This is a genomic window from Corynebacterium liangguodongii (assembly GCF_003070865.1).
GTDB lineage: Bacteria > Actinomycetota > Actinomycetes > Mycobacteriales > Mycobacteriaceae > Corynebacterium > Corynebacterium liangguodongii.
This window is the reverse complement of the sequence record NZ_CP026948.1, coordinates 1,434,411-1,448,986: the sequence shown is the minus strand read 5'-3', so window position 1 is coordinate 1,448,986 and position 14,576 is coordinate 1,434,411. Positions and strand designations below refer to the sequence as shown.

14 protein-coding genes are annotated in these 14,576 nt (G+C 67.2%); 12 read left to right on the top strand and 2 right to left on the bottom strand.

The features are described from left to right. Positions 1 to 116 precede the first annotated feature (116 nt). Positions 117 to 1,010, top strand: coding sequence for a tyrosine recombinase XerC (locus tag C3E79_RS06960; protein ID WP_108405104.1), 894 nt, complete (start codon positions 117 to 119; stop codon positions 1,008 to 1,010). On the opposite strand, the gene C3E79_RS06955 is transcribed toward C3E79_RS06960, so the two are convergent. Then, entirely contained in the window at positions 973 to 1,470 is a 498-nt protein-coding gene (locus tag C3E79_RS06955; RefSeq protein ID WP_108404258.1) for a M23 family metallopeptidase, read from the bottom strand. The genes C3E79_RS06960 and C3E79_RS06955 overlap by 38 nt on opposite strands. Before the next feature lie 291 nt (positions 1,471 to 1,761). On the opposite strand from C3E79_RS06955, the gene rpsB reads away from it, so the two are divergent. The 6 genes from rpsB (at position 1,762) to rlmN (ending at position 7,287) form a co-directional block, all read left to right on the top strand. After that, entirely contained in the window at positions 1,762 to 2,670 is a 909-nt protein-coding gene (gene rpsB / locus C3E79_RS06950) for a 30S ribosomal protein S2 (protein WP_108404257.1), read from the top strand. A 238-nt stretch (positions 2,671 to 2,908) separates the two neighbouring features. Next, entirely contained in the window at positions 2,909 to 3,727 is an 819-nt protein-coding gene (gene tsf, locus C3E79_RS06945; RefSeq protein WP_108404256.1) for a translation elongation factor Ts, read from the top strand. A gap of 170 nt (positions 3,728 to 3,897) precedes the next feature. Further along, positions 3,898 to 4,581 (top strand): UMP kinase, encoded by a 684-nt coding sequence (gene pyrH / locus C3E79_RS06940; RefSeq protein ID WP_108405103.1) that lies wholly within the window; start codon positions 3,898 to 3,900, stop codon positions 4,579 to 4,581. Positions 4,582 to 4,621: 40 nt separating this feature from the next. Beyond that, complete coding sequence (gene frr / locus C3E79_RS06935; RefSeq protein WP_108404255.1) at positions 4,622 to 5,179, top strand: ribosome recycling factor; 558 nt, start codon at positions 4,622 to 4,624, stop codon at positions 5,177 to 5,179. Between the two features lie 52 nt (positions 5,180 to 5,231). Continuing rightward, on the top strand, positions 5,232 to 6,143 hold the full coding sequence (locus C3E79_RS06930) for a phosphatidate cytidylyltransferase (protein ID WP_108404254.1): 912 nt from the start codon (positions 5,232 to 5,234) through the stop codon (positions 6,141 to 6,143). 40 nt (positions 6,144 to 6,183) lie between these two features. Next, complete coding sequence (rlmN, locus tag C3E79_RS06925) at positions 6,184 to 7,287, top strand: dual-specificity RNA methyltransferase RlmN (protein WP_108404253.1); 1,104 nt, start codon at positions 6,184 to 6,186, stop codon at positions 7,285 to 7,287. A 160-nt stretch (positions 7,288 to 7,447) separates the two neighbouring features. Here the strand turns inward: rlmN and C3E79_RS06920 are convergent, their stop codons facing one another. Further along, the gene (locus C3E79_RS06920; protein ID WP_108404252.1) at positions 7,448 to 7,894 is read right to left on the bottom strand and encodes a DUF2631 domain-containing protein; all 447 of its coding nucleotides are present in this window, start codon (positions 7,892 to 7,894) and stop codon (positions 7,448 to 7,450) included. Positions 7,895 to 8,004: 110 nt separating this feature from the next. Here C3E79_RS06920 and dxr point away from each other — a divergent pair, with 110 nt between their 5' ends. From dxr to map, 5 genes are all read left to right on the top strand, one after another. Beyond that, positions 8,005 to 9,189, top strand: a complete 1,185-nt coding sequence (gene dxr / locus C3E79_RS06915; protein WP_108404251.1) for a 1-deoxy-D-xylulose-5-phosphate reductoisomerase — start codon at positions 8,005 to 8,007, stop codon at positions 9,187 to 9,189. Next, on the top strand, positions 9,189 to 10,397 hold the full coding sequence (locus C3E79_RS06910; RefSeq protein WP_108404250.1) for a M50 family metallopeptidase: 1,209 nt from the start codon (positions 9,189 to 9,191) through the stop codon (positions 10,395 to 10,397). The genes dxr and C3E79_RS06910 overlap by 1 nt, the downstream gene beginning before the upstream one ends. A 20-nt stretch (positions 10,398 to 10,417) precedes the next feature. Next, the gene (gene ispG / locus C3E79_RS06905; protein WP_108404249.1) at positions 10,418 to 11,593 is read left to right on the top strand and encodes a flavodoxin-dependent (E)-4-hydroxy-3-methylbut-2-enyl-diphosphate synthase; all 1,176 of its coding nucleotides are present in this window, start codon (positions 10,418 to 10,420) and stop codon (positions 11,591 to 11,593) included. Between the two features lie 61 nt (positions 11,594 to 11,654). Then, the gene (locus tag C3E79_RS06900; RefSeq protein WP_108404248.1) at positions 11,655 to 13,496 is read left to right on the top strand and encodes a penicillin-binding transpeptidase domain-containing protein; all 1,842 of its coding nucleotides are present in this window, start codon (positions 11,655 to 11,657) and stop codon (positions 13,494 to 13,496) included. A gap of 20 nt (positions 13,497 to 13,516) precedes the next feature. Next, the gene (gene map, locus C3E79_RS06895) at positions 13,517 to 14,383 is read left to right on the top strand and encodes a type I methionyl aminopeptidase (RefSeq protein WP_108404247.1); all 867 of its coding nucleotides are present in this window, start codon (positions 13,517 to 13,519) and stop codon (positions 14,381 to 14,383) included. The last annotated feature ends 193 nt before the right edge of the window (positions 14,384 to 14,576 follow it).

Sequence of the window (14,576 nt, the reverse complement as noted above, 5' to 3'; positions counted from 1 at the left end):
AGTTCGCTTTCTGGGGTCCTAGACGGGAAGCGACCAGGGGCGCGGGCGCGGTGTTGTGAATAGACTCCCACCTAGGGAGATATTCAACATCGGTGCACGCGGGTATCATGCGTCACATGGGTAACAGTTCTGGCCAGCTCGCCGAGGCCATCGAGGACTTCGCCGAGCACGCCGAGCTGGTCCTCGGCCGCTCGCCGGCCACGGTGAAGGGCTACCGCTCCGATCTCACGACGCTGTTGCCCTTTGCCCCAACGTTCGCAGAGTTCACCCTGCCCACGCTTCGCGCCTGGCTTGCCGACGCCCTATCCCAAGGCCTCGCCCGCTCGACGCTGGCCCGGCGCACGGCGGCGGTGCGGGCGTTTTCGACCTGGGCGCACAACCAGGGCTACCTGGATTCGGACCCGGCGGCGCGTCTGAAAACCCCGAAGCTCAACCGCCACCTGCCCACGGTGGTCAGCCCCGACGCCGCCGTCGACGTTGTGGAGGCCGAGATCAACGACGAAGACCACGGCGCGCTCGCTCTGCGAGACCGGGCGATACTCGAGCTACTCTATGCCAGCGGCATGCGTGTCGCGGAGCTCACCGGGCTCGATGTGCCGGATGTCGACCTTGCGCGAGGTACCGCCAAGGTGACGGGCAAGGGTAATAAGCAGCGCGTCGTGCCCTTCGGGGAGCACGCGAAGGTGGCCGTGCAGAACTGGCTGGCAAGGGGCCGGCCGGAGCTGGCGGGTCAGACCACGGCGCTCTTCGTAGGGGAGCGGGGCAAGAGGATCGATCAGAGGCAGGTGAGGAGGGTGGTGGAGAGGGCGTCGATACGCGCGGGCGCCCCACAGCTCAGCCCGCACTCGCTGCGGCACAGCGCGGCGACGCACATGCTCGAGGGCGGGGCCGATGTTCGCGTGGTCCAAGAACTGCTCGGGCACTCGAGCCTGCAGACCACCCAGATCTACACCCACGTCTCCGCGCAGCGGCTCAAAAACGTCTATAACCAGGCCCATCCACGGGCTTGAGGCGGATCGCTGGGGCGTCGAGAAGCGTCAGCGGGTTGATGTAGGCGTCCTTGCCCGTCAGCGCGCCCCAGTGCAGCCCGTCGTGCTGGCCCCGCGCCGCGGGTGCGAGGCGGCCGATGACGGAGCCTTCGGAGACGACATCGCCAACGGAGACCGAGGCGTAGACGGGTTGATAGGTGGTGCGGATCCCGTCCGCGTGGTCGATGGAGACCACCGGCGTGCCCGCCACAACCCCGGCGAAGGCGACGGTGCCGTCACCTGCGGCGAGCACGTCGCCGCCGATGCCGAGAGCGAGGTCCACCCCGCGGTGGCCGGGCAGCCAGTTGCGCTCGGGGATCTCGGCGGAGCGGGTGATCCGGCTCGCGTGCGGCTCGCCGGTGGTCGGGTCGACGTAGGCGGCGGCTGGGGCCGGGAGCGCCAGGAAGACGGCTGCGAGGACGGGGGCAAGAAGGGTGCGCATGGGCACGTTGTAGCACCGGTGCGGGCGGATGGGGCGTCGAGAAGCGAGCGCCCTGTGGATAACGGCTATGCTGTGGATAACCGTGCAGCTCAATTAGTCTTTTCGGGACGGGGGGCGTATATTTGACCGCGCAGTCTGCACAGACTGACTTCGCGCGCCGAATAATGCCCGCTCAGCGACGGTCCCACAGTACGAGGGTGCCGGGCGGGCACGGTGCTAGGGCGCGGGATAAAAACCCGCGCAGTACGACACACAGTAACCGAACTATCTCTCTCCGAAGGAGAACTTCCCATGGCAGTTGTTACCATGCGCGAACTCCTCGACGCCGGTGTGCACTTTGGCCACCAGACGCGTCGCTGGAACCCGAAGATGCGCCGCTTCATCTTCACCGACCGCAACGGCATCTACATCATCGACCTGCAGCAGACCCTGACCTACATCGATCAGGCCTACGAGTTTGTCAAGGAGACCGTTGCCCACGGCGGCACGATCCTCTTTGTTGGCACCAAGAAGCAGGCGCAGGAGCCGATCGAAGAAGAGGCACAGCGCGTTGGCATGCCGTACGTCACCCACCGCTGGCTCGGCGGTATGCTCACCAACTTCCAGACCGTGTCCAAGCGTATCGCCCGCATGAAGGAGCTCCAGGCCATGGACGCTGCCGAAGAGGGCTACGCCGGCCGCGGCAAGAAGGAAGTGCTCATGCTCACCCGCGAGCGCATCAAGCTCGAGCGCGTCCTCGGTGGTATCGCCGATATGACCAAGGCGCCCTCCGCGCTGTGGATCGTGGATACCAACAAGGAGCACATCGCGATCTCCGAGGCGCAGAAGCTGCGCATTCCGGTCGTGGCCATCCTCGATACCAACTGCGACCCGGACACCGTCGATTTCCCGATCCCGGGTAACGACGACGCGATCCGCGCCGTGAAGCTGCTCACCCACATCGTCGGCGAGGCCGTCATCGAGGGCAAGCAGCAGCGCGAGGAGCGCCAGCTCGCCGCCGCCCGCGAGGCAGCGGGCGACACCGACGCCAAGATCCAGGCCGAGGCAGCAGAGGCCGCCGCAGCCGCGGCCTCCAGCGAGGACGTCCCCGCGGCCGACGCCGCTGCGGCTGCCGCAGCCGCCGAGGCGGCCAAGGAGCAGGTCGTGGCCCCCGTCGAGCAGCCGCACGCCGTGCGCGCCGCCGAGCAGGATGCGAAGTAGCCGACGCATCACGAGCGGTGCGCCTGCGCGCCCTTGGCAAAAGTACCCCGCGTCTCGCACACGCCCGTGCGGGAGACGCGGGGCTTTTTGCAGGGCTCTTGCGCGGCGATGCCCCTTCCCCGCGCGCCTAGAGGTGCCGACGCACCGCATCTCGGCTAGTCTGTAAAACCGTTCATGAGATACCCGCGCCCACGGCGCAGGTACGACAAACTTCCACTACGAGGAGGATCGCCCCACTATGGCGAACTACACCGCTGCAGACGTGAAGAAGCTGCGCGAGGCCACCGGCTCCGGCATGCTCGACTGCAAGAAGGCTCTCGAAGAGACCAACGGCGATTACGAGAAGGCCATCGAGGTCCTGCGCATCAAGGGCGCTAAGGACGTGGGCAAGCGCGCCGAGCGCAACGCGCTCGAGGGCCTCGTTGCCGTTTCTGGTCACACCATCGTCGAGGTGAACTCCGAGACCGACTTTGTGGCAAAGAACGCCGAGTTCATCGGCGTCGCCCAGGAGATCGCCGACGCCGCTGCCGCGGTGAAGGCCAACACCCCGGAAGAGCTCGCCGCTGCAGACGTGAACGGCGAGTCCGCCCACGACGTCATCGAGCGCCTCTCCGCCAAGATCGGCGAGAAGCTCGAGCTGCGCCGCGCCCGCACCCTTGACGGCGAGAACGTCGAGGTCTACCTCCACCAGCGCTCCGCTGACCTGCCGCCCGCAGTGGGCGTGCTCGTCGCCTACACCGGCGACAACGCCGAGGCCGCGCACCAGATCGCGCTGCAGATCGCCGCGATGAAGGCCCGCTTCCTCAAGCAGGAGGACATCCCGGCCGAGGTCGTGGAGAAGGAGCGCGCGGTGCAGGAGGAGATCACCCGCAACGAGGGCAAGCCCGAGGCTGCCATCGCCAAGATCGTCGAGGGCCGCATGGGCGGCTTCTTCAAGGACGTCGTCCTGCTCGACCAGCCCTCGCTGGCCGATTCGAAGAAGACCGTCAAGCAGTACGCCGACGAGTCCGGCATCGAGGTCACCGACTTCGTCCGCTTCGAGGTTGGCCAGGCCTAGACGCCAGTGCGACCCACAGCCCCGCTTCGGCGGGGCTTTCGCGTGCGCGCTCGACGGCCCGCGCGGAACGCCGACTATGATCGGATGCAGCGAAAACCTTGGTAACCGACAACCTTTAAGGAGCCTTAACGGTGACAAACGCAACCCCCAGGTCCGGATTTCGGCGCGTGATGCTCAAGCTCGGCGGTGAGATGTTCGGCGGCGGAAACGTCGGCATCGACCCCGACGTGGTCGACAGCGTCGCGTCCCAAATCGCGGAGGTGGCGCGAGGCGGAACCCAGATCGCTGTGGTCATCGGTGGCGGCAACTTCTTCCGCGGCGCGGAGCTGCAACAGCGCGGCATGGACCGTGCCCGCTCCGACTACATGGGCATGCTCGGCACCGTCATGAACTGCCTCGCACTGCAGGACTTCCTGCAGCAAAAGGGCGTCGATTGCCGAGTGCAAACCGCGATCAACATGGCCCAGATCGCCGAGCCGTACCTCCCGCTGCGCGCGGCCCGGCACCTGGAGAAGGGGCGCGTGGTCATCTTCGGCGCCGGCATGGGCATGCCCTACTTCTCCACCGACACCACAGCCGCCCAGCGCGCCCTCGAGATCGGCTGCGACGTGCTGCTCATGGCCAAGGCCGTCGACGGGGTCTACGACGACGACCCGCGGGTCAACCCGGACGCGAAGCTCTACGCCGAGGTCAGCCCCCGCGAGGTCATCGAGAAGGGCCTCAAGGTCGCCGACGCCACCGCGTTTTCCCTTTGTATGGGTAACAACATGCCGATCCTCGTGTTCAACCTGCTCAAGGAGGGCAACATCGCCCGTGCCGTGGCAGGGGAGCGCATCGGTACCCTCGTGAAGTAGGTTTGTAAGCAACTTTCCCGATCGATTCCAAGGACACACCATGATTGATGACGTACTGCTCGACGCCGAGGAGCGCATGACCAAGGCCGTCGACCACACCCGCGAGGAGCTCGTCTCCATCCGTACCGGCCGCGCAAACCCGGCGATGTTCAACAGCGTCGTCGCCGAATTCTATGGCGCGCCCACGCCGATCAACCAGATGGCCACGATCTCCGTGCCGGAGCCGCGCATGCTGCTCATCAAGCCCTTCGACATGTCGACGATGGGCGATATCCTCAACGCGATCCGCAATTCCGACCTCGGCGTCAACCCGACCGATGACGGCCAGGTCATCCGCGTGACCGTCCCCCAGCTCACCGAGGAGCGCCGCCGGGAGCTGGTCAAGCAGGCCAAGCAGAAGGGCGAGGAGGGCAAGATCTCCATCCGCAACATCCGCCGCCAGGGCATGGAGGCGCTCAAGAAAATCCAGAAGGAAGGCGACGCCGGCGAAGACGAGGTCAAGTCCGCGGAGCAGACCCTGGATAAGACGACCGGGCAGTACGTCTCCCAGGTCGACGAGGTCGTCTCCAAGAAGGAAGCGGAGCTCCTCGAGGTCTAGCTCTCCCGCAGCCAGAACCCCCGATTCTCTCTCGAGCGGAAAGGCCTCCTTTGTGACGTCGCCAAGCGGGCAGGCCCCGCGCGCATCCCAGTCCATCAAGCGCATCAAGCCGAAGAACTCCGCAGGCCGCAACCTGCGTGAGGCGATCACCACCGGCGTGGTCCTCGGCGCGCTGGTCATCGTGGCGCTGATCATCGGCCCGTGGGCGTGGTACCCGCTGGTCGCCACCGCGGTGGGGCTGGGCATGTGGGAGGTGCTCACGAGGCTGCGCGAGGCAGGCTACGCCCAGCCACGTACCCTGCTCGTCATCCTCGGCCAGGTCATCGTGTGGGCCTCGCTGCCATACAACTCCGGTGGCGCGCTCGGCGGCTTCGCCTTCGCCGTGCTCGTCTTGATGTACTACCGGCTCTTCCACCGGGGCAAAGACAAAACCCCCGCAAACTACCTACGAGATACCTCCGTGGGCATCTTCGTGCTGGTGTGGATCCCGCTCTTCGGCGCGTTTGCTGCCATGATCTCGACCATCGACGAAGGCGGGCAGCCAGGCAGCCTGTTCATCCTCACGTTCATGCTCTGTGTCGTCGCTTCCGACATCGGCGGGTACGTCGCCGGGGTGATGTTTGGCACCCACCCCATGGCACCCGCCGTCAGCCCGAACAAGTCGTGGGAGGGCTTCGCCGGGTCCATCCTCTTCGGCGCGATCGCGGGCGCGCTCTCCGTCAGCCTGCTCATCAGCGGCCCCTGGTGGGTGGGCCTCGCCCTCGGCGTCGCGCTGGTCATCTGCGCGACGATGGGGGACTTGGTCGAGAGCCAATTTAAGCGTGAGCTCGGCATCAAGGACATGTCCGCGCTCCTGCCGGGCCACGGGGGCATCATGGACCGCCTCGACGGCATGCTCCCGGCGGCCTCTGCCACATACATCCTGCTCAACGCGGCAGCGCTTTTGAGCCCGTTTTCGGCCTGATTCGTAAACTCACCCGCGACGTGCGACACTAGTGCACGTTATGAGCGATTTTCCGAAAATCCAGCTGCTCGCCCCCAAGCGGGGCATGCCCCCGAAGCACTTCGCCGACCTGACCAAGGACGAGCGCGTCGCCGCGCTCGGCGAGCTCGGCCTGCCCAAGTTCCGCGCCGACCAGATCGCGCGCCACTACTACGGCAAATTCGAGGCCGACCCGCTGACCATGACTGACCTGCCTGAGTCGCAGCGCCAGCTGGTCAAAGACGCCCTCTTTCCCACGCTCCTGACCCCCGTGCGCGCACTCGAGACCGACGAAGGCGATACCACGAAGACGCTGTGGCGGCTTCACGACGGAATCCTCCTCGAGTCCGTCCTCATGCGCTACCCCGACCGTGCCACCCTGTGCATCTCCTCCCAGGCAGGATGCGGCATGGCCTGCCCGTTCTGCGCGACCGGACAAGGCGGACTCGACCGCAACCTCTCCACCGCCGAGATCGTCGACCAGGTGCGCGCCGCCGCCGCGATGATGGCTGCGGAAGGCGGGCGGCTCTCCAACGTCGTATTCATGGGCATGGGCGAGCCGCTCGCTAACTACAACCGCGTGGTCTCCGCCGTGCGCCAGATCACCCAGCCCGCCCCCGATGGCTTCGGCATCTCCCAGCGCAACGTCACCGTCTCCACCGTCGGGCTGGCTCCGCAGATACGCAAGCTTGCCGACGAAGGACTCTCCTGCACCCTCGCAGTATCCCTGCACACCCCGGATGACGAACTGCGCGATGAGCTCGTCCCGATGAACAACCGCTTCGCCGTCTCGGACGTGCTTGACGCCGCCCGCTACTACGCCGACCAGACCGGCCGCCGCGTCTCCATCGAGTACGCCTTGATCCGAGACATCAACGACCACGACTTCCGCGCCGACATGCTCGGCCGGAAGCTTCACGACGCCTTGGGCTCAAAAGTCCACGTCAACCTCATTCCGCTCAACCCGACCCCGGGATCGAAGTGGGATGCCTCGCCGCGCGGCCGCCAGGACGAATTCGTCCGGCGCGTCATCGCCCAGGGCGTGACCTGCACCGTGCGCGACACGAAGGGCCAGGAGATCGCCGCTGCCTGCGGGCAGCTCGCCGCCGACGAGAAAGTCGGCTAGGCCTATTAGGTGAGCTAGACGGGAAGGCCCCTGAGCCCGGGCCCGGGCTCAGGCCTAGGAGAAGCTGCAGCGCCCCCTAGGGGCACGCAAAAGCCGGCGTCGCGAAGAAAAAGAATGCGACACCGGCAGTGCCCAAGGAGCCCGAACGACCACGAGCCAGTTAGGAGTGGGTGGCCGTGGTGGAGCCTTCGACGGCGCGTAGGTGGGTGACGCGGGAGGGCTCGATGTTGAGGGAGCGCAAGGAGGCGTCGTCAAGCTGGGCGTAGGCGCCGGAGAGGGTGCGCTGGTCGTAGGCCCAGTCGGGCTCCTGGTGGCCGATGGGCTTGTTGTGCGCGGTCACGGTGCGCACCTGGTTGAGCCGGGGGCGCACGGCGAAGAGGATGAGGCCGAGCGCGATGAGGACGGCGAGGGAGATGAGGTAGATCGTCTCCACGTGGCCGTGGTGGTTGCCGAAGTTGTAGGCAATGAGGACGACCACGGAGATCCACCCCGCGATCTGGATGGTGCCGGGGTTGAGCTCGCTCCAGCCGAGCCTGGCGGAGGGTACGTCCGCCTCGGACACGCCGTTGTAGACCTGGGGTGCCTTTTCCTTCGCGTGGGTCGCCACAGTTTTCTCCTTACGTAAGGCTGTTCACTGCCCTATATCTTGTCACACCCCAGCCCCGGCGGGCGAGTAGATACCCCCGCGTTGAGAAGTTTTCGCCGTAATGGCTCACAATGGCTCCGGTGAAGAGGATTGTAATTCTTGGCTCCACGGGATCGATTGGCACGCAGGCGCTCGAGGTGATCGCCGCTCACCCGGACCGCTTCGAGGTTGTTGGTATTGCCGCCGGGGGGCGCGACCCGGCGGGCGTGGTCGCGCAGGCTCGCGCTCTTGGGCTGCGCCCGCACCAGGTGGCGGTCTCGCGCGAGGCGGCTCGCGCGGAGGTTGCCGCCGCGCTCGGGGCGGGTGTGCTTGCGAGCCCGGAGGAGCTTGTGGCGGTGCATCCTGCCGATACGGTGCTCAACGCGCTTGTCGGCTCGCTCGGGCTGGCCTCCACGCTGGCGGTGCTGGATTCGGGGGCGAGCCTTGCGCTGGCGAACAAGGAGTCGCTTGTGGCGGGCGGGCAGATGGTGTTGGACAGGTCACGGCCCGGCCAGATCGTGCCGGTAGATTCGGAACACTCCGCGATCGCGCAGTGCCTTCGCGCGGGTCATCGGGGAGAGGTGGCCCGCCTCGTGCTCACGGCCTCCGGCGGGCCGTTTCGCGGCCGGAAGCGCGCGGAGCTTGTCAATGTCACCCCGCAGCAGGCCGCCGCGCACCCCACGTGGTCGATGGGGCAGATGAACACGCTCAACTCCGCAACCTTGGTAAACAAGGGCTTGGAGCTCATCGAGGCGGCGTTGTTGTTCGGGATCGCACCTTCGCGTATCGACGTCACAGTCCACCCGCAGTCCGTCGTCCACTCCATGGTCACCTTCTGCGACGGCGCGACCATCGCCCAGGCCTCCCCGCCGTCGATGAAGCTGCCCATTGCGCACGCGCTGGCCTGGCCGGAGCGGGTCGCAGGCGCGCAGCCGAGCCTCGACTTCACGGACGTGGCGGGAGCGCAGTGCTGGGAGTTCGCCCCGCTCGACCACGAGACGTTCCCGGCCGTCGCGCTTGCCCGGGAGGTTGCCACGGCGGGGCAGGGCTACCCGGCCGTGTACAACGCCGCGAACGAGGAGGCAGCGGCGGCGTTTTTGGCCGGTAGGATCCGCTTCCCGGAGATCGTTGACGTCGTCGCAGAGGTCGTCGCCGGCGCCGCGGGCTACGCCTCCTCACACATGGCAACCTTCGAAGACGTCGTCGCTGTGGAGTCGCAGGCGCGGCGCCGCGCGAACGAGCGCATCGAGGCGATCGCGGCGGGGACTGGGCGCTAGTGGGCATCGTTGGCATTGCGCTGTTCGCACTCGGCATCGCGGCGTCGATCGCGCTGCACGAGGCGGGACACATGGTGGCCGCCCGTGCCTTCGGCATGCGGGTGCGCCGCTACTTCATCGGCTTCGGCCCGAAGGTATGGTCTGCGACGCGCGGGCACACGGAATATGGCCTCGCCGCGCTTCCCTTCGGGGGGTTTTGCGACATCGCGGGCATGACCGCGAACGACCGCCTCACTGCCGAGGAGCTCCCGCACGCGATGCATTCCAAGCCGGCGTGGCAGCGCGTTGTCGTCATGCTCGGAGGGGTGGCGATGAACGTGGTGCTCGCCATGGCCATTACCTACTTCGTCGCCGTCTTCGCCGCCATCCCGAACCCGTACGCGGATCGTACCCCGCGGGTGGGCGAGCTCGTGTGCGCCGCCGACCAGGCCGCCGACGGCACCTTCGAGGCGTGCGACGGGCCTGGCCCGGCGCAGCGCGCGGGAGTGCAGGTTGGTGACGAGATCCTCGCGGTTGACGGGCGCCGCGTCGAGGCGTTTTCGCAGGTGCGCGACGTCGTCTCCGCCCGGCCGGGGGAGGAGGTTCGCCTGACGCTGCGGCGCGCCGGCGAGGAGCTCACCGTGCCGGTCGTCGTCGAGGCGGTCGACAGGTACAGCCAGGCGACCGGCCAGCGTGTGAGCGCCGGGGCGATCGGGGTGACCAGCGCCCCGGTTGAGAACGCCATGGCCTCCTTTGGTCCCCTTGAGGCCGTGCCGGCCACCGCGAGGCTGACCGGTCAGATGGTGGACGCAACGTGGGAGGGGCTGCTCTCCTTTCCCGGCAAGATCCCCGGGGTTATGGCCTCCATCTTCGGTGCGGAGCGCGACGTGAACGGGCCCGTGAGCGTCATCGGGGCCTCGCGCGTGGGCGGGGAGCTTGTCCAGCGCAGCATGTGGGAGTCCTTCTGGATGATGCTGGCCTCGCTCAACCTCTTCCTCGCGCTGTTTAACCTGGTGCCTCTGCCGCCGCTCGACGGCGGGCACATCGCGGTGATTGCCTACGAGCGCATGCGCGACTGGCTGCGCCGCGCCCGGGGGCTCGCCCCGGGTGGGGCGGTGGACTACACGGCGTTGATGCCGCTGACCTATGCCATGGCCGCGCTGCTGCTCACAATCGGTGTCTTCGTCATGGTGGCGGATGTGGTCAACCCGGTCAGGATCTTCGGGTAGCGGTGCTAGAGTGGGCACCCATGAACGCCCCTATTGGAAAACCTATTGGGCTCGGTATTCCTGAAGGCCCGCCCCCCACCCTCGCCCCGCGGCGCAAAACCAGGCAGCTCATGGTCGGCGGTGTCGGGGTCGGTTCGGACTACCCGATTTCCGTGCAGTCGATGACCACGACGAAGACCCACGACATCAACGCCACGCTGCAGCAGATCGCGCAGCTGGCCACGACGGGGTGCGACATCGTTCGCGTGGCCTGCCCGAAGACGGTCGATGCGGAGGCGCTACCGGCGATCGCGGCGAAGTCGCCGATCCCGGTGATCGCGGACATCCACTTCCAGCCGAAGTACATCTTCGCCGCCATCGACGCCGGGTGCGCGGCGGTGCGCGTCAACCCCGGCAACATCAAGGAGTTCGACGGCCGCGTCAAGGAGGTGGCGAAGGCCGCCGGCGAGGCCGGCATCCCGATCCGCATCGGCGTCAACGGCGGCTCGCTGGATAAGCGGCTGCTCGAGAAGTACGGCAAGGCCACCCCGGAGGCCCTCGTGGAATCGGCGATCTATGAAGCCGGCCTGTTCGAGGAGTACGGCTTTGGCGATATCGCGATCTCGGTCAAACACTCCGACCCGGTGCTCATGGTCGAGGCCTACCGCCAGCTCGCGGAGGTCACCGACTACCCGCTGCACCTCGGGGTGACGGAGGCCGGGCCGCTGCAGATGGGCACGATCAAGTCCTCCGTTGCCTTCGGCGCGCTGCTCTCCCAGGGCATCGGCGATACGATCCGGGTCTCGCTCTCGGCGGATCCGGTGGAGGAGATCAAGGTGGGCGACCAGATCTTGCAGTCGCTCAACCTGCGGCCCCGCAAGCTCGAGATCGTCTCCTGCCCGTCGTGCGGTCGCGCCCAGGTGGACGTGTACAAGCTCGCTGAGGAGGTCACCGCGGGGCTGGAGGGGATGGAGTTCCCGCTTCGCGTGGCGGTGATGGGGTGCGTCGTCAACGGGCCGGGCGAGGCCCGCGACGCCGACCTGGGCGTCGCCTCAGGCAACGGCAAGGGGCAGATCTTTGTCAAGGGCGAGGTCGTGGAAACCGTGCCGGAATCGAAGATTGTGGAGACGCTGATTTCCCACGCGATGCGCATCGCCGAGGAAGAAGGCCTCGAGGAAATCGAGGGCGCGAAGGCGGAAGTCAAGGTCACGAGCTAGACTTTCGCGGGCTCGTGCGTGGCGGCCCCTCCCGGCGGGGCGGCGCTGCTACCTTTTGGGCATGAAACGAGCCGCCACGATCCTCCTCGCGGCCGCCGTGTGCACGGCCGGTGCGGCGGGGTGCACGCCGCGCCCGCGCGATGCGGAGCCCACCGCTAGCGCCTTCCTCGACGCCCTTGCGCAGCAAAACTACGACGAGATCGCCTCGCTTGTCGACGCCCCCTCGGCCGCCACCGGATCCATCCGCGAGACCATGGACGGCCTCCAGGCCGATGGCGCGAGCGTGGAGCTCAAAGAGGTCCGCCAGCAGGACAACCTCGCCACGGCCACGTACTCGGTGGACTGGCGGCTGCCGCACGAGCGCACGTTGACCTACGACGCGCAGATGACCCTGACGCAGGCGAACGGGGAGTGGACCGTGCGCTGGCAGCCCTCGGTGCTCAACCCCAACCTGGGGGCCGGCCAGCACCTCGAGCTGCGCGCGGAGGAGTCGAAGCCGGCTAGCGTCCTGTCCTCAGACGGCGCGGAGCTGCTCTCCCCGGGGGTGGCCTACCGGCTGCTCGTCGATACGAATGCTCTGCCTACAGCCACCGCACGCGAGGACGCCGCCGAGCGCATCGCCGCCGCGCTGGGCCAGGCGGCCGCGCAGGATCCCGCCGTGCCAACAACGAGCGCCGCCGACCTCGCAGGAGAGCTGGGCCAGGCCACCGGGACATACTCGGTGGTGCTCGTCCCGGCCAGCGCCCGGCAGGCGGTGGCCGATGCCGTTGCCGGCGTGCCGGGGGTGCGGCTCAACGAGGAAGCCGCGATCGTCAACGCTGATCCCACCTTTGCCCCCGACATCATGGCGCGCGTCGGCCAGCTCGTCGGCAGCGAGCTCGAGGGCAGGGCCGGTTGGAACGTCAGCGTGGTCAACGAGCACGGCGCCGCGCTAGAAAAGATCGCGGGGGAGGACCCGGTGCCGGCGCCGGCGCTGAAGATCAGCCTCGACCACACCGTGCAGCGGGCGGCGGAGAAGGCGCTCGAACCCTTAGCCGGGCAGCAGGCAATGATTGTGGCGATCCGCCCGTCGACCGGGGGAGTGCTCGCGGTGGCGCAGACCCCCGCGGCCGACCGCGAGGGCAACATCGCCACGATGGGCCAATACCCGCCCGGGTCGACGTTTAAGATCATCACGGCTGCGGCCGGGTTGGAGCTTGCCGGCCTTACGCCTGGAACCACGGTGCCGTGCCCCGGCACGATGAACCTCTACGGGAGGGTCGTGACCAACTACGCGGGCTTCTCGCTCGGCAGCGTCCCCTTAGAGACCGCTTTCGCGCGCTCGTGCAACACCACCTTCGCGGACGTCTCGACGAAGCTTGAGCCGGGGCAGCTCGCGGGCGTCGGCAAGCAGTTCGGCCTTGGACGAGACCTGAAAATCCCCGGGCTCGACACGATCACCGGCTCCATTCCCGAGGGGCACGAACCGCTCGAGCGCACGGAGGCCGGGTACGGGCAGGGCGCGGACCTGGCCAGCCCATTCGGCATGGCGCTGGTGTCGGCGACGGCGGCGCACGGCTCCATGCCCGTGCCCTACCTTATCGACGGCCAGCGCACCGAGGTCTCCGATCACGCCGAGCCCCCGACTCCCGAGACCATCGCCCAGCTGCAGCAGATCATGGGGTCTGTCACCGCACCGGGCGGCACCGCGGCGGGAATGAAGGCAGCTGGAGACATCCGCGGTAAGACAGGAGAGGCCGAGATCAACCAAGGCTCGCACGCGTGGTTTACCGGCTACCGCGCCGACGACGACATCGCCTTTGCCACACTCATCGTGCTCGGCGGCGGCTCGGAATCGGCCGTCGCAGCCACGGACAGGATGCTTCTCAACATCGACGAGATGCGTGGGCGCGGCGGGATCTAGCGGGGTCTAGCATGGCCCATATGAGTCAACGAGCAAAAATTCGACCAGGTGAACCCACCGCGATCCGCAGGGTGCCCGATTCCATCGAGCGCCCCGAGTACGCCTGGAGGGACGAGGTACGTGAAAACGTCGGCGAGCCCTTCGTGCAGACGCCGGAGACCATCGAGAAAATGCGCGAGGCCAGCCGCATTGCGGCGAACGCGCTCAAAGCTGCCGGCGAGGCGGTCGCGCCCGGCGTCACCACCGACGAGATCGATCGGGTGGCGCACGAGTACATGGTCGATCACGGCGCCTACCCCTCCACGCTGGGATATCGTGGCTACCCGAAGTCCTGCTGTGTCTCGCTCAACGAGATCGTCTGCCACGGGATCCCCGATACCACCGTCATCGAGGACGGCGATATCGTCAACATCGATGTGACCGCGTACAAAAACGGCGTGCACGGAGACACCAACGCGACCTTCCTCGCCGGCAACGTCTCCGAGGAACACCGACTGCTTGTCGAGCGCACCAAGGAGGCGACGATGCGCGGCATCAAGGCCGCCAAGCCCGGCCGCGAGATCAACGTCATCGGCCGCGTCATCGAGTCCTACGCCAAGCGCTTCGGGTACAACGTCGTCACCGACTTTACGGGGCACGGGGTGGGCACGACCTTCCACAACGGGCTGGTTGTGCTGCACTACGACTCGAACGCTTATCGAGACGTCCTCGAGCCCGGCATGACGCTGACCGTTGAGCCGATGATCAACCTCGGGGAGCTGCCGTACACCATCTGGGACGACGGGTGGACCGTGCAAAACGACGACGGCAAGTTCACCGCCCAGTTCGAGCACACCATCGTGATTACGGAAGACGGCAACGAGATCCTCACCCTGCCCGAGGAGTAGGTGCCACCCAAAGCCGAAGGGGAGGGGCGTCTAACACGCCCCTCCCCTTTGTCCTCGATCGCGCCGCTGCGAGTCCTAGAACGGCAGCTTGATCTCCGGCAGGGTGATCAAGCCGTTGTACATAGCGGTGTTAACGGCGGTGACGATGACACCGAGCACGGCGGCGATGCCGGCGATGGCGGTGAGATCCAGC